This window comes from Pseudomonas sp. B14(2022) (assembly GCF_012030485.1).
Taxonomy (GTDB): Bacteria; Pseudomonadota; Gammaproteobacteria; order Pseudomonadales; family Pseudomonadaceae; genus Aquipseudomonas.
Map to the genome: position 1 here is coordinate 1 of NZ_JAAUVM010000033.1, position 25291 is coordinate 25291.

The following is a 25291-nucleotide window of genomic DNA, read 5'->3' on the forward strand; positions in this document are numbered from 1 at the left end:
CCTGTGTGATTATCCCTTGGGGAGGCTTGGACGAGGTATGACCCGCGTCCAGGCCTCAAATGTGTAAACGATGTCCCCGGTTTCAGATGTAAACGATGTCTACGGTTCTACACCCCGATAGCGGTGTATCAGCTACAGATAAGCTGACTGCCCCACCCTCTATCGGGAGCAAGCTCCCTCCCGCATTTGATTCGTGGTGCTTTCGGCGCATGTGAGCCCCTTGCCCCAGTATCGTTTGAGGGTTCGCACTGATGGCTACGGGATGCGCAAGAAACGGCTACGCGATAGAGGACGGCTACAGGCGTTCAGTCATTGCCTTGGCGCAGGCGCTTGTACAGGGTGTTGCGGCTCACGCCCAGCTCCCGCGCCAGGTGGGAAATGTTCCCACCGGCCGCCTTCAAGCGCTGGGTCAGGTCGATGCTGTCATCCAGGTACTCATTGGCGGGCAGCGGCGCCGTCACTTTCAAGTCGACAAAAAAATCATCCGGCAGATGCTCCGGGCGGATCGGCTGTTCCTCGGCCATCGCCAGCGCCACCTGCAACACGCTGCTCACCTGACGCAGGTTGCCCGGCCACGGGTGCTGCTCGAACAACGCCAGCACCTCGGCGCTGAGCCCGGCCCATTGGGTGGGCTCACGGTGCTGCTGCCACAGCTGCTGGAACAGCGCCCGCTTGTCGCTGCGTTCGCGTAATGGCGGCAATTCCAGGGTCAGGCCGCCGATGCGGTAGTACAAATCCTCGCGAAAACGCCCGGCCTGGACCCGATCGCGCAAGGCCCGGTTAGTGGCCGAGATGATGCGCAAATCCACCGGGAACAACTCGCTGCTGCCGACCGGCTGCACGCAACGCTCCTGCAATACCCGCAACAGGCGCGCTTGCGTCGGCAGCGGCATATCGCCGATTTCATCGAGGAACAGCGTGCCTTTGTCGGCCTTGCGGATCAGGCCGATGCTGCCTTTCTGGTTGGCGCCGGTGAACGCGCCTTTTTCGTAGCCGAACAGTTCCGATTCCACCAACTCAGCGGGAATCGCCGCACAGTTCACCGCGATAAACGCCTGCTGGCTGCGGGAACTGGCCTGGTGCAGGGCCTTGACGAAAACTTCCTTGCCCACGCCGGTTTCACCGTGGATCAGCAGCGGGATGTCCTTCTCCAGCAAGCGCTCGGCCTGGCGCACGGCTTTTTCCACGCGCGCATCGCCAAAGTGCAGGGTCTTCAAACCAATCGCGGCGGGCTTTGGCGCAATGGGCTCGCTGAACACCCGCGCCTGCACCGGCATCTGCTTCGGTCGTTTCAGCAGGCACTGGAAGCGATTGCGTCCCGCCGCCTGCAGCGAAAAGGGCAGGCCCTCCGGCTGATTGAGCAACTCCAGCAGCGACACCTTGAACAAACTGTCGATCATCACCCGCGACAGACTGATACCCAGCAAGTTGTCGGCACGACGGTTGGCCGAGAGCACCTGGCCGCTCTCGTCAAAGATCAGCAGGCCGGCCCATTGGCTGTCGAGGTTGCTCAGGCCGGTGTTGAACGTCAGTTGGAAGTGCTCACCGCGAAACAGGTTGAGGATCAGCCGGTTTTCCACGGTCTGGCTCATCATCTTGACCATGCCCAAGGTGTGAGAGGGCGGCAGGTAGCTGTCGCTGGACACATCCAGCACCGCGATGATTTCGCGCTGGGCATCGAAGATCGGCGCCGCTGAGCCGGTCATGAAGCGGTTGGCCTTGAGGAAGTGTTCGTCGTGTTCGATATGCACCGCCTGGGCGCAGGCCAGCGCGGTGCCGATGGCATTGGTGCCGCTGGAGCGTTCCATCCAACTGGCCCCGGCGCTGAATCCCCGGGCCAGCTTGGGCTCGATAAAGCGCTGGGTGCCCCAACTGGTCAGCACCTGGCCCTGGTTGTCAGCCAGCATGATCAGACAGTTTGAGTTGCTCAGGATGTTTTCGTAGTAGGGCAGAACTTCCTGATGCGTGGTCTGCACCAGGGAATGCTGGCTTTCCAGCAGTTGGCTGATGCCCTCGGCGGGCAGTTGATCGAAGCTCGGCGTGCTCTGGTGGTCAAGGCCGAAGGCGCGGCAACGGCGCCAGGATTCCTGGATAAGGGTGTCGTGAGCCAGGGGTTCGGCCATGGGGCGACCTTCTTTTTATTGTTTTGGGGTCTTGCACAATCCAAAGGGTGTAACCAAGTCAATCGGGTTCAAAGAGTGTTGTTCATAACTGTTCATTGTCAACCTCCGGATTGTTCAATTGTTCAGCCTGATCTGTTCATTTCTGTTCGCTCCTGAACATCACGTTTCACCCATTTCCTTGTGGATCAAGCACCTGCCGTTTTTGGCACGAAACTCGCTCTGACGAATGGCCAGATTCATTCCAATAATAAAAAGGTCGTGTCATGTCATTGACCCTGGAACATGTCTCCCGCGTCGTCGAAGGTCAAACCTGGATCGACGACGCCAACCTGCGCTTCGAAGCCGGTTCCTTCAACGTCTTGCTTGGCCGCACCCTGTCCGGCAAGACCAGCCTGATGCGCCTGATGGCGGGCCTGGATAAGCCCGACAGCGGCCGCATCCTGATGAACGGCGTGGACGTCACCCAAAAGCCGGTGCGTCTGCGCAACGTGTCGATGGTGTATCAGCAGTTCATTAACTACCCGACCATGACCGTGTTCGAAAACATCGCCTCGCCGTTGCGCCAGGCCGGTGTGTCCAACGAGCTGATCCAGAGCAAAGTGCTGGAAACCGCAAAGATGCTGCGCATCGAGAAATTCCTGCAGCGCCACCCGTTGGAGTTGTCCGGTGGCCAGCAGCAACGCACGGCCATGGCCCGCGCGTTGGTTAAGGATGCCGAGCTGATTCTGTTCGACGAGCCGCTGGTGAACCTGGACTACAAACTGCGCGAAGAGCTGCGTCAGGAAATGCGCGAGCTGTTCAAGGCGCGGCATACCATTGCCATCTACGCCACCACCGAGCCCAACGAGGCCCTGGCCCTGGGCGGCACCACCACCATTCTTCACGAAGGCCGGGTGATCCAGAGTGGCAAGGCCGCCGAGGTCTATCACCAGCCACAGACCGTGTTGGCCGCCGAGCTGTTTTCCGAGCCGCCGATCAACCTGATGCCGGGGCGTATCAGCGGTAACGAGGTGAGCTTCGCCAATTTCGTGCACTTCCCGCTGAACGTCGACCTGCGCCCCATCGGCGAAGGCGAATTCCGCTTCGGCGTGCGCCCCAGCCATATCAGCCTGGTGCCGAGCAACGACGACGACTTGGAGCTGGCGGTGACCGTGGAAGTCGCCGAGATCAGCGGCTCGGAAACCTTCCTGCACGTGCGCAGCGAGCATTTCCTGCTGGTGCTGCACCTGCCGGGGGTGCATGAGTACGACGTCGACGCGCCGATCCGCGTGTATATCCCCACCCATAAACTGTTTGTGTTCGATGGCCAGGGCCGTTTGGTCCAGGCCCCCGGGCGCCGCGTTGCGAGGGTTGCCTGATGGCCGAGATCCATTTGCAGAACCTGGCGCACAGCTACAGTCCTACGCCGAGCGGTCCTGAGGACTACGCCATTCGGGAAATGAACCACGTGTGGGAGCAGGGCGGTGCCTACGCCTTGCTAGGGCCGTCGGGCTGCGGCAAGTCGACTTTGCTCAATATCATCTCCGGCCTGCTCAGCCCGTCCGAAGGGCAGGTGCTGTTCGATAGCAAAGTGGTGAATGACCTCTCCCCGGAAAAACGCAACATCGCCCAGGTGTTCCAGTTCCCGGTGGTGTACGACACCATGACCGTGTTCGATAACCTCGCCTTTCCTCTGCGGAACCAGGGCATGGCCGAGGCGAAAATTCACAGCAAGGTGCAGGAGATTGCCGAAGTCCTCGACCTGCAAACCCTGCTGAGCAAAAAAGCCCGCAACCTCACGGCCGATGAAAAACAGAAAGTCTCCATGGGCCGTGGCTTGGTACGTGACGACGTGTCGGCCATCCTCTTCGACGAACCGCTGACGGTGATCGACCCGCACCTGAAATGGAAGCTGCGGCGCAAGCTCAAGCAGATACATGAGCAGTTCAATATCACCATGGTCTACGTCACCCATGACCAGCTTGAGGCCTCGACCTTCGCCGACAAGATCGCGGTGATGTACGGCGGGCAGATCGTGCAGTTCGGCACCCCCCGTGAGTTGTTCGAGCGGCCGAGCCACACCTTTGTCGGCTATTTCATCGGCAGCCCGGGGATGAATCTGATCGAGGTGCAGGCCGAGGCCGGTGGTGTGCGGTTTGCCGGTACTCACCTGCCGTTGTCCGAGACTATGCAACAACGCATTGCCAGCACCGACTACACGAAGCTGCAGGTGGGCATTCGCCCGGAATTTATCCACGTCTGGGACGAGTACAACCCTGACGCCCTGCAAGCCGATGTCACTCACCTCGAAGACCTCGGCACCTACAAGATCATGACCCTCAACCTCGACGGCGCCCCGCTGAAGATACGCCTGGCCGAAGACAAACCGGTGCCGGAGGGCAAGGCCTGTATCAGCTTCCCCGCGCAGTGGCTGATGGTGTATGCCGACGACTACCTGCTGGAGGTGCTGCCATGAACAAGGTGCAGAACAACAAGGCCTGGTGGCTGGTGTTGCCGGTGTTCCTGCTGGTGGCGTTCAGTGCGGTGATCCCGATGATGACCGTGGTCAACTATTCGGTGCAGGACATCTTCGATCAGTCCAGCCGCTACTTTGTCGGCACCGACTGGTACAAACAGGTGCTGCTCGACCCGCGCCTGCATGACTCGCTGCTGCGCCAGTTCATCTATTCGGCCTGCGTGCTGCTGATCGAAATCCCCCTGGGCATCGCCATCGCCCTGACCATGCCGACCAAGGGCCGCTGGTCGTCGCTGGTGCTGATCATCCTGGCCATTCCGCTGCTGATTCCGTGGAACGTGGTGGGCACTATCTGGCAGATCTTCGGCCGCGCCGATATCGGCCTGCTGGGCTACAGCCTCAACGCCCTGGGGATCAGCTACAACTACGCGGCCAACACCATGGACGCCTGGGTCACGGTGCTGGTGATGGACGTATGGCACTGGACCTCACTGGTGGCGCTGCTGTGCTACTCCGGGCTGCGGGCCATCCCGGATGTGTACTACCAGGCGGCGCGTATCGATCGGGCCTCGGCGTGGGCGGTGTTCCGACATATCCAGTTGCCGAAGATGAAAAGCGTGCTGCTGATCGCGGTGATGCTGCGCTTCATGGACAGTTTCATGATCTACACCGAGCCCTTCGTCCTCACGGGCGGCGGGCCTGGTAACGCCACGACGTTCCTCAGTCAGACGCTGACCCAGATGGCCGTAGGCCAATTCGACCTGGGCCCGGCGGCAGCGTTTTCCCTGGTGTATTTCCTGATCATCCTGTTGGTGTCCTGGCTGTTCTACACCGCCATGACCCACTCCGACGCCAACCGCTGAGGCCGCCAACATGAGCAAGCGCAAGGTTATTCCGCTGCTGATCTACATCCTGTTCCTGCTGGTGCCGATCTACTGGCTGCTGAACATGTCCTTCAAGAGCAACACCGAAATCCTCGGCGGGCTGACCCTGTTTCCGCAGGATTTCACCCTGGCCAACTACAAGGTGATCTTCACCGACCCGAGCTGGTACACCGGTTACCTCAACTCGCTGTACTACGTGAGCTTGAACACGGTGATTTCCCTGAGCGTGGCGTTGCCGGCAGCCTATGCCTTCTCGCGCTATCGTTTCCTGGGCGACAAGCACCTGTTCTTCTGGCTGCTGACCAACCGCATGGCGCCCCCAGCGGTGTTCCTGCTGCCGTTTTTCCAGCTGTATTCGTCCATCGGCCTGTTCGACACGCACATCGCTGTGGCCTTGGCCCACTGCCTGTTCAACGTGCCACTGGCGGTGTGGATCCTGGAGGGCTTCATGTCCGGAGTGCCCAAGGAAATTGACGAAACTGCCTACATCGACGGCTATAGTTTTCCCAAGTTCTTCGTGAAGATTTTTATCCCGTTGATCGGCTCCGGTATCGGTGTGACCGCGTTTTTCTGCTTCATGTTTTCCTGGGTCGAGCTGCTGCTGGCGCGCACCCTGACCTCGGTTAACGCCAAGCCCATCGCGGCGGTGATGACGCGCACGGTGTCGGCGTCGGGTATCGATTGGGGCGTGCTGGCAGCGGCGGGGGTGTTGACCATCCTGCCCGGCATGCTGGTGATCTGGTTTGTTCGCAACCACGTGGCCAAGGGCTTTGCCCTGGGCCGGGTCTGAGGAGTCGATGATGGAATGGATGGCCTGGACCACCCCCACTGCACTGTTCTTTGGCGGCATTGCCCTGATTCTGGCGGGCATGACCACCTGGGAGCTGCGCTCGCCGAGCATCCCGCGGCGCGGCGTCCTGCCGATCAGCACCACCCGTGGTGATCGCTTGTTTATCGGTCTTCTCGGCAGCGCCTACCTGCATTTGCTGGTGATCGGCGTTACCGACTGGAGCATCTGGGTAGCGTCCGCGCTCTCCCTGGTATGGCTGTTGAGTGTGATGCGTTGGGGCTAGTGCCCTTATGAATAAACAACCAGGAGGTCTCTATGTTGAATAAGAACAATAAGCTGCGACATAGCATTTCATTGGCCGCCGTACTGGCCCTCAGCGGTTTGAGCGCCACGGCCTGGGCCGATGCGTACGAAGATGCCGCGAAAAAATGGATCGGCAGCGAATTCAAGCCGTCGACCCTCACGGCCGACCAGCAGCTTGAGGAGTTGAAGTGGTTTATCAAGGCTTCGGAACCGTTTCGTGGGATGAAGATCAATGTGGTGTCGGAAACCCTCACCACCCACGAGTACGAATCCAAGGTGCTGGCCAAGGCCTTCAGTGAAATCACCGGCATCAAGCTGACCCACGACCTGCTGCAGGAAGGCGACGTGGTGGAGAAGCTGCAAACCCAGATGCAGTCCGACAAGAATATCTATGACGGCTGGGTCAACGATTCCGACTTGATCGGTACGCACTTTCGCTATGGCAAGACCGAATCCATCACCGACCTGATGGCCAACGAAGGCAAGGCCTTCACCTCGCCAACCCTGGATATCAAGGACTTCATCGGTATCTCCTTCACTACCGCGCCGGACGGCAAGATCTACCAACTGCCCGACCAGCAATTTGCCAACCTCTACTGGTTCCGCGCCGACTGGTTCGAGCGTCCGGAGCTGAAAGCCAAGTTCAAGGAAAAATACGGCTATGAGCTCGGCGTACCGGTGAACTGGTCGGCCTATGAAGACATCGCCAAATTCTTCAGTGAAGACGTCAAGGAAATCGACGGCAAGCGCGTCTACGGGCACATGGACTACGGCAAGAAAGACCCATCCCTGGGCTGGCGCTTTACCGATGCCTGGTTCTCCATGGCCGGTGGCGGCGACAAAGGCCTGCCCAACGGCTTGCCGGTGGACGAGTGGGGCATCCGCGTGGAGGACTGCCACCCGGTGGGCTCCAGCGTCACCCGTGGCGGCGACACCAACGGCCCGGCCGCTGTGTTCGCCACGCAGAAATACGTGGACTGGATGAAAGCCTACGCGCCACCGGAAGCGGCGGGCATGACCTTCTCCGAATCCGGCCCGGTGCCGTCCCAGGGCAACATCGCCCAGCAGATCTTCTGGTACACCGCGTTTACCGCTGACATGGTCAAGCCGGGCCTGCCGGTGGTGAATGCCGACGGTACGCCGAAATGGCGCATGGCACCGTCGCCCGTCGGGCCTTATTGGGAAAAGGGCATGAAGAAGGGGTATCAGGACGTGGGTTCCTGGACCTTCCTCAAGTCGACGCCGGAGAAGCAGAAACTCGCCGCTTGGTTGTACGCGCAGTTCGTAACCTCGAAAACCGTGTCGCTGAAGAAAACCATCGTCGGCCTGACGCCGATTCGTGAGTCCGATATCAACTCACAGGCCATGACCGACATGGCACCGAAACTCGGTGGCCTGGTGGAGTTCTACCGCAGCCCGGCCCGGACCGAGTGGTCGCCGACCGGTACCAACGTGCCGGACTACCCACGTCTGGCGCAACTGTGGTGGAGCAACATCGCCGCCGCCGCCAGCGGCGAGAAAACCCCGCAACAGGCCCTCGACAACCTGGCCAAGGAGCAGGACGCGATCATGACGCGCCTGGAACGCTCCAAAGTGCAGCCGGTATGTGGCCCGAAAATGAACCCCGAGCGTGATGCGCAATACTGGTTCGACCAGCCGGGCGCGCCGAAACCGAAACTGGCCAACGAGAAACCGAAAGGCGAAACCGTGGCCTACGGCGACCTGCTCAAGCAGTGGGAGGCAGCGCGTAAGTAAACGTGCCCGGGCATGAAACACAAAACGGCACCCAGGTGCCGTTTTGTTTTGGCGCAAACATGAAGGCGCAGTTCTGTGACCGATGATGCGGGTTGGTCAGGCAATCCTGAGTATGGGCAGCTTAGTCTCGTGGCGGCCTTAGAGCCGACCGGAGTTGGGTCTGGTGTACTGGGTTAAAAATGTGGGAGGGGGCTTGCCCCCGATAGCGGTGAGTCAGTCAACCCAAGTATCACTGACCCACCCTCATCGGGGGCGAGCCCCCTCCCACATTTGGATCTCCATATATCAGATGGACCTCGGTCTGCTTCTGCTCTGCTTTTGCTCTGCTTTTCCTCTGGCTTTTGATCTTGATCTCAGGCGCCCCGTTAACCACGCTGGCCGAACGCAGGCTTGAATCCGTGGGTAACCCGGCAGGACGCCGGGTTAGCCGTCCTGGGCCATGGATGGCCCATGACGGCGGCCCACGGATTCAAGCCTTCGTTCGGGCATACCGAGCCTAGGCGAGGTACCGAGTGGTGGGGCAAGAGCCCTTTGGTTACTTTGGGGCTTTTCCAAAGTGACCCGCCGTAAGGGCGGAACCCATAGCGGCCGTTACCGCAGCAACGGATATGTACGCACCCAAACCCCAAAAAGCGGTCGGCCCGAAGGCCGCCACGGAACCAAGCTCCCTCACCACAAAGAGATTTCTCAGCCCGAAAGACAGACTCGCTAGCCAGCGCTGCAACAACCCCCCTGTTCCGTAAACCACCGCTGATCCTTCAGCAACAAGGCTCCAGGACTGCCAGGCCTGTCACCCACCGGTCATAAACCAGACGGAAGGCACCTAAGTCGCCTCAAGTTGCGAGTTACAGCGCAGATAACAACTATGTCACTTACATCCGCAACAACGTTCAAGGATCGAACTCATGCCCCAGCGCCATTCCAGCAGCATGCCTCTTCCCGTTTATCCACGTTTTCGCTGGTTCGCTTTGATCCCGGTCGTGCCTGCCGTTTTGTGGATACTCGTGCAATCAACTTCGCCGGCCAATCTGTTGGCCTGCGCGGTACTGGTGCTGATCGGCCTCGGTGCCTGTGCCTGGAGCGCGGCTTCGCAGCGCAACACAATGCTGCGGGCGATTGCGCGGGCGCAGGCGGATCAGTCAGATGCAGACGCGGCGCACAACGGCATGGCCTCTCGTGCACAGCTCGATGAGGTGTTGCTCGGCGCCATGCCCATCTGGGCCAAGCAGGTGGAAAGCTCGCGCCATCAGACCGAAGAAGCGATTGTGAGCCTGGCCAACCGTTTCACCGGGATCGCCACGCGATTGCAGGAAACGGTACAAGCCTCGCAGCACGCAGCCGGCGAACTGGATGGGCAGGCCGCCGACGGCGCACTTGAGGTGCTGGCACGCAGTGACAGCGAGTTGAGCCAGGTAATCAACTCGCTCAAGGCCACTCAAACCAGCCGTGACCAAACCCTGGCCCAGGTTCGCAGCCTTACCGCCTACACCGGCGAACTGCGCACCATGGCCGCTGATGTGGCGGCGATTGCCGCACAAACCAACCTGCTGGCCCTCAACGCAGCCATCGAGGCGGCGCGTGCCGGTGAGGCCGGTCGCGGCTTTGCGGTGGTGGCCGACGCGGTGCGCAGCCTGTCGAGCAAATCCAGTGAAACCGGCCAGCAGATGTCGGCCAAGGTCGACATCATCAATAACGCCATTACGCAATTGGTCCAGGCCGCGTCCAGCAGTGCCGACCAGGACAGCCATTCGGTGGCCGAGTCCGAAAACAGTATTCAAGTGGTGCTCGCACGCTTCCAGAACATCACCGGGCGCCTGGCCGAATCCGCCGACCTGCTCAAGCAGGAAAGCTACGGGATCCGGGATGAGATGACCGAGGTGCTGGTCAACCTGCAATTCCAGGACCGGGTCAGCCAGATCCTCAGCCACGTGCGAGACAACATGCACGCCCTGCATGAGCACCTCCTGCAGGCCAGCCAGGCCCCGGACCAGCCGGTGGCCGTCGACGCCCGCCAATGGCTGGCGCGCATGGAAGCCACCTACGCCACCGACGAGCAGCGGCGCCTCCATCATGGAGAGGCGGCCGTACAGCAGAATTCTCAAGACATCACCTTCTTTTAGGAGCACATCATGGCGAAGAATGTATTAGTGGTCGACGACTCCAGCAGCGTGCGGCAAGTGGTCGGCATAGCCTTGAAAAGCGCCGGTTACGACGTCATCGAGGCCAGCGACGGCAAGGATGCCCTGGGCAAGCTGACCGGGCAGAAAGTGCACCTGATCATCAGCGACGTGAACATGCCCAACATGGACGGCATCACCTTCGTCAAGGAGGTCAAGAAGCTGGCCAACTACAAGTTCACCCCGATCATCATGCTGACCACCGAGTCCCAGGAGTCGAAGAAGGCCGAGGGCCAGGCCGCCGGCGCCAAGGCCTGGGTGGTCAAGCCGTTCCAGCCTGCGCAGATGTTGGCAGCCGTGTCTAAACTGATCCTGCCCTGATCCCCGGCGCCAGGGAGGCTCCCATGCCGATAACCACTGAAACAGTCGACGACACTGCGCGCGTGCGCATTGACGGCGAGCTTACGATCTACACCGTAGCGGAACTGGCGGCTGCGCTGCTGCCGCAGATGGGCGCGGCGCCACGCCTGGAGCTGGACCTGTCAGAGGTCACGGAAATGGATGGCGCCGGCCTGCAGTTGCTCGCGGTCATCCGGCGTGAAGCCGGCATCGCCGGTACCGCCTTGAGCGTGACCGGCCAGAGCCAGGTAGTCATGCAGGCGCTCCAACTGTGTCGCAGCGCGGCCTCATAGTCAGCGCCCCCACGTTTTTTGATCGACAAGGAAAGTCACGGTGAGCATCAATCTCGATCAGGCACAGCAGACATTCATCGTAGAGGCTCGCGAGCTGTTGCAGGCCATGGAGCAATCCCTGCTGCAATTGGAAAGCGAGCCCGGCGACCAGGATGCCATCGGCGCGATTTTCCGCGCCGCGCACACCATCAAGGGTTCGGCGGGCCTTTTCGGTCTGGCGTCGATCGTGGGGTTCACGCATATCGTCGAAGACGTGCTTGACCGCCTGCGCGAAGGCAATGTGGCGGTGGACGCCGCATTGATCGCGCTGCTGCTCAAGTGCGGCGACCACATGCTCGAACTGGTCGAAGTAGTCGCCAACCGCGGTGAGGTGCCGACGCCTGCCGCTTTGGAGCGCGGTGAGGCATTGCGCGAGGCGCTGAGTGCCTATCAGCCGATGCGAACCGCCACTGCCAGTGTCGAAACCGCTGAGGTGGCCGACGACGCGGCGGTCGAAGTGCTCTGGCACATCTCCCTGCGCTTCGGCGTGGACGTATTTCGTAATGGCATGGACCCGCTGTCATTTCTGCGCTACCTCGAGACCTTGGGGCAGATGATGCAGGTCACCACACTGACCGACAGCATCCCGCCCATGGACCGCTGGGACCCGGAAAGCTGCTACCTGGGTTTTGAGATCGACCTGCGCTCGACGGCCAGCCACGCCACCCTCAACGAAGTGTTCGACTTTGTGCGTGACGACTGTGAAGTGCACATCAGTGCCGTCGACGAAGCGCCCGCCAGCAAGGCGGCCATCGCTGGCGACCCGGTCACGCAGGCCGAGCCAGGCATTGTGACGGCCGCACCGCAGCGGCCGGCAGCCGGTGAGGCGAAAACCCGCGACGGCAATTACGTGCGCGTCAACGCCGACAAGCTCGACGAGTTGATCAATCTGGTTGGCGAGCTGGTCATCGCCAGCGCCGGCGCGAGCCTGTTGGCCCGATCCTGTAACAACGACCCCTTGCAAGAGGCCTCCTCGACGGTGTCGGGTCTGGTGGAAGAGATCCTCGATGGCGCCCTGCATTTGCGCATGATCCCCATCGGCGACACGTTCAACCGCTTCCGCCGCGTGGTGCGCGATATCAGCCAGGAGCTGGGCAAGGACATCGAACTGATCATCAGCGGCGCGGAAACCGAACTGGACAAGACCGTGGTCGAGAAGATCGGCGACCCGCTGATGCACCTGTTGCGCAACGCCATGGACCACGGTATCGAAAGCGCCGATGCGCGGCGTGCGGCCGGCAAGTCGGCCAAGGGCCACCTGAGCCTCAATGCCTACCACGACTCGGGGAGCATCGTCATCGAGATCGCCGACGACGGCGCCGGGCTCAACCGCGAACGCATCCTGCAAAAGGCCCAGGAACGCGGGCTGGTGGCCAGCGGTGCGGTGCTCACCGACCAGGAGATCTACAACCTGATCTTCGAAGCGGGTTTCTCCACCGCCGAGGCGGTGACCAACCTGTCCGGGCGCGGCGTCGGCATGGACGTGGTCAAGCGCAATATCACCCTGTTGCGCGGCACCGTCGACCTCGACAGCCGCCCCGGCCAGGGCACCGTGGTGCGCATTCGCTTGCCGCTGACCCTGGCGATCATCAATGGGTTCCTGGTCGGCATCGACCAATCCACCTACGTGATTCCGCTGGACATGGTCCAGGAATGTATCGAGCTGGATGAACACCAGCGCCAGTCCAGCCGCGACACGGGCTATCTGGACCTGCGTGGCGAGGTGTTGCCGCTGGTGCACCTGCGTGACCACTTCAGCCATGAAGGCCCCGTTGCCCGACGCCAGAATGTGGTGGTGGTGCGCTACGCCGAGCATAAGGCCGGGCTGGTGGTGGATGACCTGCTCGGTGAGTTTCAGACCGTGATCAAACCCTTGGGCAAGTTGTTCGGCGCACTGCGCGGCATCAGCGGCTCGACCATATTGGGCAGCGGCGCGGTGGCCCTGATCCTGGATGTACCGGCACTGCTCAACCAAATCGTACAACTGGAAGCCCGCACGACCCAGGCGCCTCAGTCGCTACCGGTCGTCGCCCGCTGACGTATCTGCAATTCCATGGAGGTTCCCCGATGAAATGGTTCTACGATCTTAAAATTTCCACCAAGTTGATCAGCTCGTTCCTGGTGGTCCTGGCGCTCACCGGGGCCATGGGCGGCTTCGCCATCCTTCAGCTCGGTGCCGTCAACCAGGCCGCCCAGGACATCAAGGGCAACTGGATGCCCTCCATGCGTGCGGCGGCAGGGATGCGTTTTTTTGCCGCCAACTACCGCTTGAAAGAAAACAACCACATCGGTACCGAGATTGCCGAGGAGAAGGCCCAGGCCGAACGCGAAGCCAGCGATGCGCGCCAACAGTTCGAAACCCGCATGGGCACCTACGAGCAATTGCTCTCGAACGATGAAGATCGGCAGCTCCTGGCCAGCGTGAAAAGCGCTTGGGACGCCTACCTGGCATCCAGCAAGCAGTTGCTCGAGTTGTCCCGGCAGAACCAGGAAGCCCAGGCGCGCGGTTTGCTCAGGGGAGAGTCCAGGAGCCATTTTGATGAGGTGACCACTCGCCTGCAGAAAATGGTCGAGATCAATGATGCTGGCGCCACTGCCGCCGGTGACAAGGGCTCGGCGCTGTACGAAAGCTCACGCGTGTCGATCATCGCGGTACTGGGCGCGGCCCTGTTGATCGGCCTGGGCCTGGCGGTATTCATTGCGCGGATCATTTCCCGCCCGCTGCGCCAAGCCGCGAGCGCCGCCGAGCAATTGGCCGAAGGCAACCTCAACGCGCACATCGAGCCCGGTGGGAAAGATGAAACCGGCATGGTGCTCAACGCCATGCGCAACATGGTCGGCAAGCTGGCACATATCATCGGCGAAGTGCGTAACGCCGCCGATAACCTGGCCAGCGCCTCCGAGGAGGTCAGCGCCACCGCGCAATCGATGAGCCAGGCCACCAGTGAACAGGCCGCCAGCGTCGAGGAAACCAGTGCGTCGGTCGAGCAGATGAGCGCCAGCATCAACCAGAACACCGAAAACGCCAAGGTCACCGATGGCATGGCCAGCAAGGCCGCCAAGGAAGCCACCGAGGGCGGCGAATCGGTCCAGCAGACGGTGGTGGCGATGAAGAAAATCGCCCAGCGCATCAGCATCATCGATGACATCGCCTACCAGACCAATCTGCTCGCACTCAATGCCGCTATCGAGGCCGCTCGGGCCGGCGAGCACGGCAAGGGGTTCGCCGTGGTAGCCGCCGAAGTGCGCAAGCTGGCTGAACGCAGCCAGGTAGCCGCCCAGGAAATCGGTGAACTGTCCTCCAGCAGCGTGGACATGGCCGAGAAAGCCGGCAAGTTGCTCGACGAAATGGTGCCTTCCATCAACAAGACGTCCGACCTTGTGCAGGAAATCAGCGCCGCGTCCGAGGAACAAGCCGCCGGTGTCGCGCAGATCAACACCGCGATGACCCAGCTCAACCAGGTCACCCAGCAAAATGCCTCGAGCAGCGAGGAATTGGCGGCCACGGCCGAAGAAATGAGCAGCCAGGCCGAGCAACTGCAACAGGCCATGAGCTTCTTCGTGCTGGATTCAGCGCCCAGGGTCGCGGTTCAAAGCAGCGGCGTGGACAGCCCGGGCAGCAAGCCCAACCGTCAGGCGCCACGCCCAAAAACACCGGCGCAGCGCAAGGCGTTCGCCTACACCATGGCCAGTGCCCCGGACGAAGCGGATTTCACTCGCTTCTGATCCCACGATCAATACGGGCCTACTAGGGAGAGTGACATGGGCGCAGTAATGACGACTCGGCAGACCGCGGTGGCGGTAGATGAGGATGCGCAGTACCTGACCTTCATGCTCGGCGGCGAAATGTTCGCCATCGGCATTCTGGGGATCAAGGAAATTATTGAATACGGCAGCCTGACCGTGGTGCCGATGATGCCGGCTTTTGTGCGCGGGGTGATCAACCTGCGCGGCGCGGTGGTGCCGGTGGTCGACCTGTCGGCGCGCTTTGGGCGGGCCAACTCGGCGATCACGCGGCGCTCCTGCGTGATCATCATCGAGGCGAGTACCGAGGATGGGCAGCCCCAGGACATCGGGCTGCTGGTTGATACGGTGTCTGCCGTGCGGGAGATCCCGGCCACGCAGATCGAACCGCCACCCAACTTCGGCGCGCGAATTCGCGCTGATTTCATCAGCGGCATGGCCAAGGTCGACGGCAAGTTCGTGATCGTGCTGGAGGTGGACAAGGTGCTGTCCATCGATGAGATGTCCAGTCTCGCCGAGGCCGGCCAGGCGCCGGCCCTCGACTTCGACCCGCGTTGAGACCCGACCATGCCAGACACCGTCTCCATCGACGACCGTGAATTCGGTCAGTTCCAGACCTGGCTGTACCGCGCGGCCGGCATCAACCTGTCGCCGGCCAAGAAAGCCCTGGTGGCCGGACGCCTGTTCAAGCGCCTCAAGCACTATGAGCTGCACAGCTATGGTGAGTATTTCAAGTTGATCATGAATGGTGAGCGCAAGGGCGAACTGCAGGTTGCGCTGGATTTGCTGACCACCAACGAAACCTATTTTTTTCGCGAGCCTAAGCACTTCGACTTCCTGCGTCAGCAGGTGCTGCCCCATGCCGCGCCGGGCAAGGTGTTTCGCGTGTGGAGCGCGGCCAGTTCCTCGGGCGAAGAGCCCTACAGCCTGGCGATGACCCTGGCCGAGAGCCTTGGCAGCACGCCCTGGGAAGTGGTCGGCTCGGACATCAGTTCCCAAGTGCTGGCTAAGGCGCGCACTGGCCATTACTCCATGGAGCGCACCGAGACATTGCCCCAGCCGCTGCTGGCCAAGTACTGCCTCAAGGGCATTGGTCGCCAGGAGGGCACCTTGCTGATCGACAAGGCCTTGCGTAGCCGCGTCAATTTTGTCCAGGTCAACCTTAACGAAGCGCTGCCGGCCCTGGGTGAGTTCGAGGTGATCTTCCTGCGCAACGTGATGATTTATTTCGACCAGCAGACCAAGAGCCAGGTAATCGCGCGCCTGCTGCCGCTGCTCAAACCCGGCGGCTACTTGATCATCAGTCACTCGGAAAGCCTCCACGGCGTCAATGACACCCTGAAGCTGGTGGCACCGTCGATTTACCGCAAGCCATGAAAAAGCCTGCCGGTACGGCCGAAGTGGTATTAGCCCCTGGGCAGGTCAGCTTTGCGACGCAGTCGACGCGCCTGCGCACCTTGCTCGGTTCCTGCGTGGCGATCACCTTCTGGCACCCGCAACGGCTGATCGGCGGCATGTGTCACTTCATGCTGCCGGGGCGCCTGCGCGACCATCAGCCCCTGGATGGCAGGTATGCCGACGAAGCCCTGGAACTGTTGCTGCTCCACGCCAAGGTCAATGGCACGTATGCACAGGATTACCAGGTCAAGTTGTTCGGCGGCGGCAAGATGTTTCCCGAGCAGCAGCGCCGCCTGCCAACGCAGGACGTGGCCAGCCTGAATATTCGCGCAGCGCTGGCCCTGGCCGAGCACTATCACCTGCACCTGACAGCCCAGGACATGGGCAGTACCGGTTACCGCACGATCATGTTCGACCTGTGGAACGGCAACGTCTGGGTCCGGCACCAACCAATGGGAATAATTCAACAAGATGCCTACCAAAAAAATCAGTGTACTGCTGGTCGATGACTCGGCCGTGGTGCGCCAGGTACTGCTGGCGATCCTCAGCGATACGCCGGATATTCACGTCATGGGCGCCGCCTCCGACCCGATTTTCGCCATGGATAAACTCGCCCGGGAATGGCCGGATGTGATCGTGCTGGACGTGGAAATGCCGCGCATGGACGGCATCACCTTTCTCAAGAAAATCATGAGCGAGCGGCCGACACCGGTGGTGATCTGTTCCTCGCTGACCCAGAAAGGCGCGGAAACTTCCCTGCAGGCGCTGTCGGCGGGTGCTGTGGAAATCATCACCAAGCCCAGTACCGGGTTGAAGAGTTTCCTGATCGAGTCGGCGGCCGAGCTGGTGGCAGCGATCCGCGCCGCAGCGAATTCCAACGTCAGGAACCTGGGCAAGCGCAGCGCCAGCCCGGCACTGGCCCCGGCCAGCAAGCTCAGTGCGGATGCGATCCTGCCTGCCGCCAATGGCCATGCCATGGCACAGACCACCGAACGTATCATCGCCATCGGCACGTCTACCGGCGGCACCCAAGCGTTGGAGGCGGTACTGACGGCATTGCCGAGGGTGTGCCCAGGCATGGTGATCGTGCAGCACATGCCAGAAAAATTCACCGCTTCGTTTGCCGAACGCCTCAATAGCTTATGCGAGGTCGAGGTGCGCGAAGCGCGCAACAACGACCGCATCCTGCCTGGCCTGGCCCTGATCGCCCCTGGGGGCAAGCACCTGATGGTCACTCGCAGCGGCGCCTATTATCACGCGCAGGTCATTGATGGGCCGTTGGTCAACCGGCACCGGCCATCAGTGGATGTGCTGTTTCGCTCGGTGGCCAAGTTCGCCGGCAAGAACGCCACCGGCATCATCATGACCGGCATGGGCGACGACGGCGCGCGCGGGCTCAAGGAGATGCTCGAGGCCGGAGCCGCCACGGTGGCCCAGGACGAGGCCAGTTGCGTGGTGTTCGGCATGCCCAAGGAAGCTATCAAGCTCAACGCTGCCCAACGCATCATGGCGCTGGAGGATATCCACCAGGCGATCTTGTATAAGTGAAATCGAGCGCTGGCCTGTGTTCACTGTCCTTTGCTCTGCGCCAGAATCCGCGCCGTATCCCGCGCCGGCGGCAGCCCGAAGACGCGCGCATAGTCGCGGCTGAACTGGGTCGCGCTTTCATACCCCACTTCGAACGCGGCCTTGGTCACGCTGCTCGCACTGGCCAACATCAACGTGCGCGCGTTCAACAGGCGCACGCGTTTCTGGTACTGCAACGGGCTCAAGTTGGTCACCGCCTTGAAGTGCCGGTGAAACGCCGAAACACTCATCGCTGCCTTCTGTGCCAAGGCCTCCACCCGGATCGGGGCGGCGTAGTCCCGGCGTATCCACTGGATCGCCTGGCTGACCCGCGCCATGGCGGTATCCGGCGCGGCGATTTCCCGCAGCATCCAACCATGGGGGCCTTGCAGCACGTGGTAGAGGATTTCCCGCTCATACACCGGCGCCAAGGCCGCGATGGCCACCGGGTCGCCCATCAGGCGCAGCATGCGCACCCAGGCGTCCATCAACGCAGGCGTCACCGCCGCCACTGAAAACCCCGCGTCCTGTTCGCCGCGACCGCTGGGCGCGGGCAGATCATTGAGCAAGGTGGTGAGCACCGCCGGGTCCAGGGTCAGGCTGACCGCCAGGTACGGTTCGCCCGTACTCGTCGGGTTGACCACCCCCACGGCGGGCAACTCGATGGACATCACAAAATACGTCGCCGGGTCGTAGTGCAACGTGCGATCGCCCACGGTCAGGGATTTGCTGCCCTGCAGGATCAGGTTGATCATCGGGTCATACACCGCCGCGAGCATATGCTCGGGAATCGCGCCCTGGACCATCGCCACCCGCGGGATACCGGTCTCGGTGCGGCGGTTTTCGGCCTTGGCGGCCAGGGCTCGCAGTTCGATCAATTGAATATTCATGCTGGCCATGCTGTGCCTTCCTGCAGACCTTGCGCAAGCAAAAAGCAGAAACAGGCAGGATTGGAGTAGGAACGGCTGCGTCACGGGGTAGGGCGATGGCTATTGTGGTCACTCAACTTTTCGACAGTGGAGCAAGCCATGAGCGTTATCGTGATTACCGGAGGCAGCCGTGGCATCGGCGCCAGTACCGCCGAACTGTGTGGCCGCCAAGGTCACGGCGTGATCCTCACTTACAACCGCAACCCCGAGGCGGCACTCGCGGTGGTCCAGCGCATCGAATCGGCAGGCGGCAAGGCGGCGGCGCTGCAACTGGACGTCAGCGCTACCGGCACATTCGCAGCGTTCCGTGACGCCGTGGTGCAGACCCTGCGTAGCACCTGGGGTGCAAACACCCTGGGCGGGCTGGTCAACAATGCCGGCTATGGCCTGTTCAACCCGCTTGAAAGCGTGACCGAAGCGCAATTCGACGGCCTGTTCAACGTCCATCTCAAGGGCCCGTTCTTCCTCACCCAGACCCTGCTGCCGCTGCTGGAAGAACACGCCAGCATCGTCAACCTCACCAGCGCCACCACCCGCGTCGCTACCGCCGGTGTGGCGCCATATGCCGCCTTCAAGGGCGGCCTCGACGTACTCACCCGCTACATGGCCAAGGAATTCGGCGAGCGCCGTATCCGCGCCAACGCGGTGTCACCCGGCGCCATCCGCACCGAACTGGGCGGTGGCTTGAACGATGAGTTCGAAGCGCTGCTGGCCGGGCAAACCGCCCTGGGCCGTGTAGGCGAACCGGAAGACGTGGCACGGGTTATCGCCATGCTGCTGTCGGAAGAAGGCCGTTGGATCAATGCCCAGACAATTGAGGTCGCGGGCGGCTACATCATTTGAATCGCGAGGCTACCGCATGCTTGATCATCTCTTTCTTTCAGTCAGTGACATCCCGCGTTCCGTGGGTTTCTACACCGCCGCGCTGACGCCCCTGGGCATCACCGCTCGCCATGACTTCGATGGCAAGGACGGGCCTGCCGGTCACCCGGATCTCAAAGGGTTCGGTGCCCATGGCCGCATGTTTTTCTGGCTACGCGAAGGTGTGGTCGATGGCCGCGCGGTGCATGTGGGGTTCGTCGCCAACAGCCGTGCCGAGGTGGAGGCCGCCTACGCCGCCGCCCTGGCCCATGGCGCCCGCGATAACGGTGCACCCGGCGCCCGCTTGCACTACGACCCCAATTACTACGCCGCCAACGTACTGGACCCGGACGGGTACAGCCTCGAATTCGTCTACAAGAACTGGCAGCACACCCTATGAAGACCTTGATGATCTACGGCGCCACCGGCTACACCGGACGCATGGCCGCCGAACACGCCAAGAAACTGGGCCTGGCCCTGGTGATCGCCGGGCGCAATGCCGAACGGCTGGCGTCACTCGCCGCTCAACTCGAGGTGCAATACCGTGTCTTCTCTGCGCAGGCGCCCAGCGCTGACGCCTTGGACGGTATAGATGTGATGCTCAATTTCGCCGGGCCCTTCGCGCACACGGCGGGCACCTTGATGCAGGCCTGTATCAAGGCTGGGGTCGACTACCTGGATATCACCGCCGAGATCAACGTCTATCGCTTGGCCGAGCAACTCGGCAGCGACGCCGCCGCAGCCGGCGTCATGTTGCTGCCCGGTGTCGGCTGGGACGTCGTGCCCACCGACTGTCTGGCCATGCATGTCGCCCAGCGCGTGCGGCAGCCCCAATCGTTGCGCATCGCCCTGCAAGTGCCGGGCTCGATGTCCCGAGGCTCGGCGCTGAGCGTGGGCGAAATCATCGGCGCGGGCGTTATGGCAAGGGTCGACGGCCAACTGATCGCGACCCCGGACGCACAGCCACAGTTACTCGACTTCGGCGATGGCCCGGTGCTGTGCGCGCCGCTGTCCTTCGGCGACCTGGTGACCGCCTGGCATTCCACCGCGATCGCGGATATCGCGATGTTCGTGCACATCAGTGGCGACGCCTTCCCCGAAGGTGACCTGTCACAACTGCCCGACGGCCCCACACAGGTCGAGCGTGACGCCCATCGCGCCCGCGCCATCGCCGAAGTGACCGGCGCGGATGGCAGCGTGGCGCGCTCGGTGATCGAGACCGTCAATGGCTACAGCTACACGCCCCTCGCCGCAGTAGAAGCCGCGCGGCGGGTGCTTGGCGGTGAGCGCCGCAGCGGTTTTGAAAGCCCTGCACACCTGTTTGGCGTGGGCTTTGCCCAGACGATTGCAGGCACGCGCATCAGCGATTTTTAATTTCCAGGCAGTACCGGTGGGGGGCTAGACCTTGAACCTCGCCGCGTCCTTGATCGGTGGCAGGCCAAACAGTCGTGCGTATTCGCGGCTGAACTGCGAGGCGCTTTCATAGCCCACCTGGAACGCGATAGACGCTGCATCCAGGCTGTCGAACAGCAGCAACCAGCGCGCCCGCAACAGGCGCAAGCGCTTCTGGTACTGAATCGGCGTCATCGCGGTCGCGGCCTTGAAGTGCCGATAGAACGCCGCGACGCTCATGTCGGTCATGGCCGCCAGCGGTTCCACGCGAAAGGGTTCGGTGTAGTGCTCGCGAATCCACGCGGTGGCTCGCCGGATCTGCGCCAGGCGCCCTTCGGGGCGGGCCATTTGCACCAGGGTTGAGCGCAACGGGCCCTGCAATACGCGAAACACAATCTCCCGTTCGATCAGGGGGGCCAGCACAGCCGCTTCGCTGGGCCGATCCATCAGGCGCAGCATGCGCAGCCAGGCATCCAGCAATTCGTCGGTGGCCTGCACCGCCGCGAACCGGTGCGCGCCCAGGCTTTCGTCGGGGGGGACTTCATCCGCCAGCACGGCCGCGATCACCGCAGGCTCCAGGGTCAGGCTGAGTGCCAGGTAGGACAGGCCGGGTGCACCGGCGTGGACCTGGCCAGTGGCGGGTACCTCCACCGGCACCACAAAATAGCTGGACGGCCCGCACGTCGAGATCTGATCGCCAATCGAGAGGGTTTTCGAGCCTTGCAGCACCAGGTGCACCATCGGCGGGTACAACTGATCTGCGCAGGCTTCGGCCTGGACCATGGCGACGCGGGGCAGGCCGGTGTCGGTCCAGGTGTTTTCTGCGCGCATCACCAGACGGCGCAGTTCATTCAGGTTGTCGTTCATGGCGCTGACCATGAGCCGTGCCGGAGCGCAAAGCAAGCCACGTGCGAAGAATAGGCAAGCATGGGAGAGAAACCGGCAACCGCCGTTTCAGGCCTTGCCCGAATACTGGGGGTCAGCACTATCACTCAACCTGGGAAAACAGCTATGACACTCAATGGAAAAATCGCAGTCGTGACTGGCGCCTCCAAAGGCATTGGTGCCGGTATCGCCAAGGCCCTGGCAGCAACAGGGGCGACGGTGGTGGTCAATTACGCCAACAGCAAATCTGACGCCGATGCGGTGGTCGCCCATATTCGCGCCCACGGTGGCACTGCGTTCGGCGTGCGAGCCGACATGAGCCAGGCTGCCGATGTGACACGCCTGTTCGACACGGTGCGCAGCGAATACGGCAGGCTCGACATCCTGGTCAACAACGCGGGTGTGGCGGTGTTCCAGATGATTGAAGACCTGACTGAAGAGGCCTTTCACAAGCAGTTCAACCTCAATGTACTGGGCTACCTGCTGGCGGTACGTGAGGCGGTCAAGTTGCTGGGGCAGGGCGGCAGTATCATCAATATCAGCTCGATCCTCAGCACCGACCCGTACCTCGCCTCCAGCGTCTATTCGGCCACCAAGGGGGCGGTGGATACCCTGACGTTTGCCCTGGCCCGTGAGTTGGGACCGCGCGGTATTCGCGTCAATTCGATCCTGCCTGGCCATACCCATACGCCTGCCACCGAAGGCAACTTCGCTGGCGAATTTGGTCAGTCGCTGATTGCCGGCACGCCGCTGGGGCGTTTCGGCGAGCCCGAGGACATTGCACCGCTGGCCGTATTCTTGGCCTCCGAGGCGGCGCATTGGGTCACAGGTGAGTCGATCCGTGCCTCGGGCGGCGTACGTGGCGTGGGCTACTGACGACCACTGATCCGCACCCGCATAACCCCGATTGAATTTTTCGCATGCCCGCAGGCTCTGCACTTTTAGACGCGTGTGGTGTTGAGCGCGCTTGCGGGGCCTCCTTGTCGGGAGGCCTGGTTGTATCGGACTTTGCGGAAACTGCCATCATGACGCTTCTTACAGCGCTGTCGGGCCAGCCGGCCTCCATCACCCAACCGGGTCAGTACCAGCGGTTGTACCAACACCTGTATGGCGACCCCCCTGGCGCAGAAGAGGTTGCGCGGGAATTTCTACGGACGCAATTGGCGCAGGTGCGCGCCGCACCCAGTGAACTGCCTCCGATACCCGAACAACTGCCCGCCTGGATCGAACAGCGCTGCGCCGACGTCGCCCAGGCCTATGCCGATTACCTTGAGCAACGCCAGCAGGGCCAGCCGCGTCGTTACTTCCAGAACAAGGCCCATGCGTTGTATTTCCTGCAGCGCGTGGCGCCGACCAAGCTGGTCGACGGTGCGTGGCTCAACGGGTTGCTGCGCTACTGGCAGGACCCGCGCTTCGACGGCCTGCTCACCACCTACCTCGAGGAGTTGGGTGACGGGGAAGCGGCGCAAAATCATGTGGTGATCTACCGCAAATTACTCAGCGAGCATGATGCCGACAGCGATGCCGGCCTTGAGGATGACCACTACCTGCAAGGCGCCCTGCAACTGGCGCTGGGCCTGTGTGTCGAGGACTTCCTGCCGGAGATCATCGGCTTCAACCTCGGCTATGAGCAGTTGCCGTTGCACCTGATGATCACCGCGTATGAGTTGAGCGAACTGGGCATCGACCCGTATTACTTCACCCTCCACGTCACCATCGACAATGCGAGCAGCGGACATGCCTGCAAGGCGGCGCAGTCGGTGTTGAACCTGTTGCCATTGGGCGAGGGCAGGGAGGACTTCTACCGTCGCGTGGCCGAGGGGTATCGCCTGAATGACCTCGGCCCAGGAACCACCGCCGTTATCCACGACTTCAACCTGAATAACGAAGTGGTCGGCATGCTTGAGCGCAAGCGCACTTTCGGCCAGCACATGCATTCGGATTACTGCCGCTTCGAAGGCAAGACTGTCAACCAATGGCTGGCTCGGCAGGGGCAGATCGGCGCCTTTCTCCAGGCCCTGGAAGACAAGGGCTGGATCAAGCGCAACCAGGATCCGGCCGAGAGTCGCTTCTGGCAATTGATCGAAGGCGCCGGTGCGGCGATGTTCGGTGTGTTCAGCGGCTATGAGAAACAGGTGCTGCACGACTGGATCGCGGGCGATTGGATCAGCGATCAACGCGTGGCCCCGGTACGGCCCGGACGCGGCAGCCGTTCCGCGCGCGCGCAGCATCGCCCGTCCGATCCGGACACCCAGGCGCTGGTGGATTCGCTGTGGAACCTGCCCGATGAGCAGCAGCTCAATGCGCTGATCCCGTGGCTGTCGGCGCGACGTCACTGCACGCCTGCCGGGTTGTATGCCACTCGCCGTTTTATCCAACTGCGTGCGCGCCTGCGCTGAGGAGTTTGTCCATGTCTGCACAACAACTCGCCGACCGCGCCCTGCTGAACCTGGGGCGGGGGTTGAAGGAAAATGGCTACCGGTTCATCACACCAACGCCCTTGACCCATGAACGGTTTTTTCAGCGTATGGGGACGCCGCTGGCGAGGGACCTGCGCGATGTATTCGGATGGTCGCTGCCGTTTGACCGCGCGCTATTGCCCGATGCGTTTCGTGAGGAGCTGCAGCAGGCCGATGTGGTCGAAAAACACGATGCGCTGTGGCGCAGTGCGGTGCGTTGGTCGAGCCTGGACGACCTGCTGTTTGCCCACTCGGCGTACCCCACCACGCAAGCGGACGCGGTGTTTTTCGGGCCTGACAGCTATCGATTTGCCCAACTGATCGAAGCCCATTTGCAACAGCGCTTCGAGCCGATCAAGCGCGCCGTGGACATCGGCTGCGGTGCCGGTGTAGGCGCATTGGTGGTCGCCCGGGCGCGCCCTGACGCCGAGGTGCTGGCGGTGGACATCAACCCGCGCGCGTTGCGCCTGACGGCGGTGAATGCCGAGCTGGCCGGGTTGGCGAACGTCACCGCGTACCACAGCGATGTGCTCGGCAGCGTCGAAGGAACATTCGACCTGATCGTCGCCAACCCGCCCTACATGAATGATGACCGCCAGCGTGCCTACCGGCATGGCGGCGGCGCACTGGGCGAGCAACTGTCGGTGCGCATCGCCGGCGAGGCCGTTAGGCGCCTGGCCCTGGGCGGCAGCCTGGTGCTCTACACCGGCGTGGCGATTGTCGCCGGGGAAGACCCGTTCCTGGCCGCCGTCAAGCCGTTGCTGGGCAGCGATGCCTTTGGTTGGACCTACCGCGAACTCGACCCAGATGTGTTCGGCGAAGAACTGGCCAAGCCCGGCTATGAGCGTGTGGAGCGGATCGCCGTGGTGGCACTCACCGTCACCCGTTTGCGCTGACGG

At 62.0% G+C, this 25291-nt stretch carries 24 protein-coding genes; 21 read left to right on the forward strand and 3 right to left on the reverse strand.

The annotated features are described in order from the left end of the window. Positions 1 to 305 precede the first annotated feature (305 nt). Positions 306 to 2123, reverse strand: coding sequence for a sigma-54-dependent Fis family transcriptional regulator (locus HCF10_RS29120; RefSeq protein ID WP_167656918.1), 1818 nt, complete (start codon positions 2121 to 2123; stop codon positions 306 to 308). A 263-nt stretch (positions 2124 to 2386) separates the two neighbouring features. Here HCF10_RS29120 and HCF10_RS29125 point away from each other — a divergent pair, with 263 nt between their 5' ends. From HCF10_RS29125 to HCF10_RS29195, 15 genes are all read left to right on the forward strand, one after another. Beyond that, on the forward strand, positions 2387 to 3481 hold the full coding sequence (locus HCF10_RS29125) for an ABC transporter ATP-binding protein (protein ID WP_090402916.1): 1095 nt from the start codon (positions 2387 to 2389) through the stop codon (positions 3479 to 3481). Then, positions 3481 to 4578 carry an ABC transporter ATP-binding protein gene (locus tag HCF10_RS29130; RefSeq protein WP_131698015.1) on the forward strand — a complete coding sequence of 366 codons (1098 nt, stop codon included), beginning with the start codon at positions 3481 to 3483 and terminating at the stop codon, positions 4576 to 4578. The genes HCF10_RS29125 and HCF10_RS29130 overlap by 1 nt, the downstream gene beginning before the upstream one ends. Next, positions 4575 to 5441: a carbohydrate ABC transporter permease gene (locus tag HCF10_RS29135; RefSeq protein WP_131698014.1), complete on the forward strand. Its 867-nt coding sequence runs from the start codon at positions 4575 to 4577 to the stop codon at positions 5439 to 5441. The genes HCF10_RS29130 and HCF10_RS29135 overlap by 4 nt, the downstream gene beginning before the upstream one ends. A 10-nt stretch (positions 5442 to 5451) precedes the next feature. Then, complete coding sequence (locus HCF10_RS29140) at positions 5452 to 6252, forward strand: carbohydrate ABC transporter permease (RefSeq protein ID WP_003174634.1); 801 nt, start codon at positions 5452 to 5454, stop codon at positions 6250 to 6252. 10 nt (positions 6253 to 6262) lie between these two features. Further along, positions 6263 to 6535, forward strand: coding sequence for a DUF2160 domain-containing protein (locus tag HCF10_RS29145; RefSeq protein WP_027607297.1), 273 nt, complete (start codon positions 6263 to 6265; stop codon positions 6533 to 6535). Positions 6536 to 6567: 32 nt separating this feature from the next. After that, complete coding sequence (locus HCF10_RS29150; RefSeq protein WP_131698013.1) at positions 6568 to 8310, forward strand: ABC transporter substrate-binding protein; 1743 nt, start codon at positions 6568 to 6570, stop codon at positions 8308 to 8310. Positions 8311 to 9518: 1208 nt separating this feature from the next. After that, on the forward strand, positions 9519 to 10430 hold the full coding sequence (locus HCF10_RS29155; protein WP_371921005.1) for a methyl-accepting chemotaxis protein: 912 nt from the start codon (positions 9519 to 9521) through the stop codon (positions 10428 to 10430). 9 nt (positions 10431 to 10439) lie between these two features. After that, positions 10440 to 10808, forward strand: a complete 369-nt coding sequence (locus HCF10_RS29160) for a response regulator (protein WP_065873103.1) — start codon at positions 10440 to 10442, stop codon at positions 10806 to 10808. A gap of 23 nt (positions 10809 to 10831) precedes the next feature. After that, positions 10832 to 11119: an STAS domain-containing protein gene (locus HCF10_RS29165; protein WP_131699863.1), complete on the forward strand. Its 288-nt coding sequence runs from the start codon at positions 10832 to 10834 to the stop codon at positions 11117 to 11119. Between the two features lie 40 nt (positions 11120 to 11159). Continuing rightward, entirely contained in the window at positions 11160 to 13196 is a 2037-nt protein-coding gene (locus HCF10_RS29170; RefSeq protein ID WP_167656920.1) for a chemotaxis protein CheW, read from the forward strand. A 29-nt stretch (positions 13197 to 13225) separates the two neighbouring features. Then, positions 13226 to 14884, forward strand: coding sequence for a methyl-accepting chemotaxis protein (locus tag HCF10_RS29175; protein WP_131699865.1), 1659 nt, complete (start codon positions 13226 to 13228; stop codon positions 14882 to 14884). Between the two features lie 36 nt (positions 14885 to 14920). Then, complete coding sequence (locus HCF10_RS29180; protein ID WP_131699866.1) at positions 14921 to 15460, forward strand: chemotaxis protein CheW; 540 nt, start codon at positions 14921 to 14923, stop codon at positions 15458 to 15460. 9 nt (positions 15461 to 15469) lie between these two features. Beyond that, positions 15470 to 16279, forward strand: coding sequence for a CheR family methyltransferase (locus tag HCF10_RS29185; RefSeq protein ID WP_131699867.1), 810 nt, complete (start codon positions 15470 to 15472; stop codon positions 16277 to 16279). Beyond that, complete coding sequence (gene cheD, locus HCF10_RS29190) at positions 16276 to 16809, forward strand: chemoreceptor glutamine deamidase CheD (RefSeq protein WP_131699868.1); 534 nt, start codon at positions 16276 to 16278, stop codon at positions 16807 to 16809. The genes HCF10_RS29185 and cheD overlap by 4 nt, the downstream gene beginning before the upstream one ends. After that, positions 16772 to 17848: a protein-glutamate methylesterase/protein-glutamine glutaminase gene (locus HCF10_RS29195; RefSeq protein WP_167656921.1), complete on the forward strand. Its 1077-nt coding sequence runs from the start codon at positions 16772 to 16774 to the stop codon at positions 17846 to 17848. Before cheD ends, HCF10_RS29195 begins: the two co-directional genes overlap by 38 nt. 20 nt (positions 17849 to 17868) lie before the next feature. Here HCF10_RS29195 and HCF10_RS29200 read toward each other — a convergent pair whose 3' ends face one another. Further along, positions 17869 to 18756, reverse strand: a complete 888-nt coding sequence (locus HCF10_RS29200; protein WP_178116806.1) for an AraC family transcriptional regulator — start codon at positions 18754 to 18756, stop codon at positions 17869 to 17871. A gap of 138 nt (positions 18757 to 18894) precedes the next feature. Between HCF10_RS29200 and HCF10_RS29205 the strand changes: the two genes are divergently transcribed. From HCF10_RS29205 to HCF10_RS29215, 3 genes are read left to right on the forward strand one after another with little or no spacing between them, the layout of a single operon-like run. Further along, positions 18895 to 19638 carry an SDR family NAD(P)-dependent oxidoreductase gene (locus HCF10_RS29205; RefSeq protein ID WP_131699870.1) on the forward strand — a complete coding sequence of 248 codons (744 nt, stop codon included), beginning with the start codon at positions 18895 to 18897 and terminating at the stop codon, positions 19636 to 19638. A gap of 16 nt (positions 19639 to 19654) precedes the next feature. Further along, complete coding sequence (locus HCF10_RS29210) at positions 19655 to 20056, forward strand: VOC family protein (RefSeq protein WP_131699871.1); 402 nt, start codon at positions 19655 to 19657, stop codon at positions 20054 to 20056. Continuing rightward, complete coding sequence (locus HCF10_RS29215) at positions 20053 to 21030, forward strand: saccharopine dehydrogenase family protein (protein WP_167656922.1); 978 nt, start codon at positions 20053 to 20055, stop codon at positions 21028 to 21030. The genes HCF10_RS29210 and HCF10_RS29215 overlap by 4 nt, the downstream gene beginning before the upstream one ends. A gap of 24 nt (positions 21031 to 21054) precedes the next feature. Here the strand turns inward: HCF10_RS29215 and HCF10_RS29220 are convergent, their stop codons facing one another. Beyond that, complete coding sequence (locus HCF10_RS29220) at positions 21055 to 21915, reverse strand: AraC family transcriptional regulator (RefSeq protein ID WP_145338435.1); 861 nt, start codon at positions 21913 to 21915, stop codon at positions 21055 to 21057. Positions 21916 to 22059: 144 nt separating this feature from the next. Between HCF10_RS29220 and HCF10_RS29225 the strand changes: the two genes are divergently transcribed. From HCF10_RS29225 to HCF10_RS29235, 3 genes are all read left to right on the forward strand, one after another. Then, positions 22060 to 22809: a glucose 1-dehydrogenase gene (locus HCF10_RS29225; RefSeq protein WP_131699873.1), complete on the forward strand. Its 750-nt coding sequence runs from the start codon at positions 22060 to 22062 to the stop codon at positions 22807 to 22809. Between the two features lie 149 nt (positions 22810 to 22958). Further along, positions 22959 to 24332, forward strand: coding sequence for an iron-containing redox enzyme family protein (locus HCF10_RS29230; protein WP_167656923.1), 1374 nt, complete (start codon positions 22959 to 22961; stop codon positions 24330 to 24332). An 11-nt stretch (positions 24333 to 24343) separates the two neighbouring features. Then, positions 24344 to 25288, forward strand: a complete 945-nt coding sequence (locus HCF10_RS29235; RefSeq protein WP_167656924.1) for a N5-glutamine methyltransferase family protein — start codon at positions 24344 to 24346, stop codon at positions 25286 to 25288. Positions 25289 to 25291: the final 3 nt, after the last annotated feature.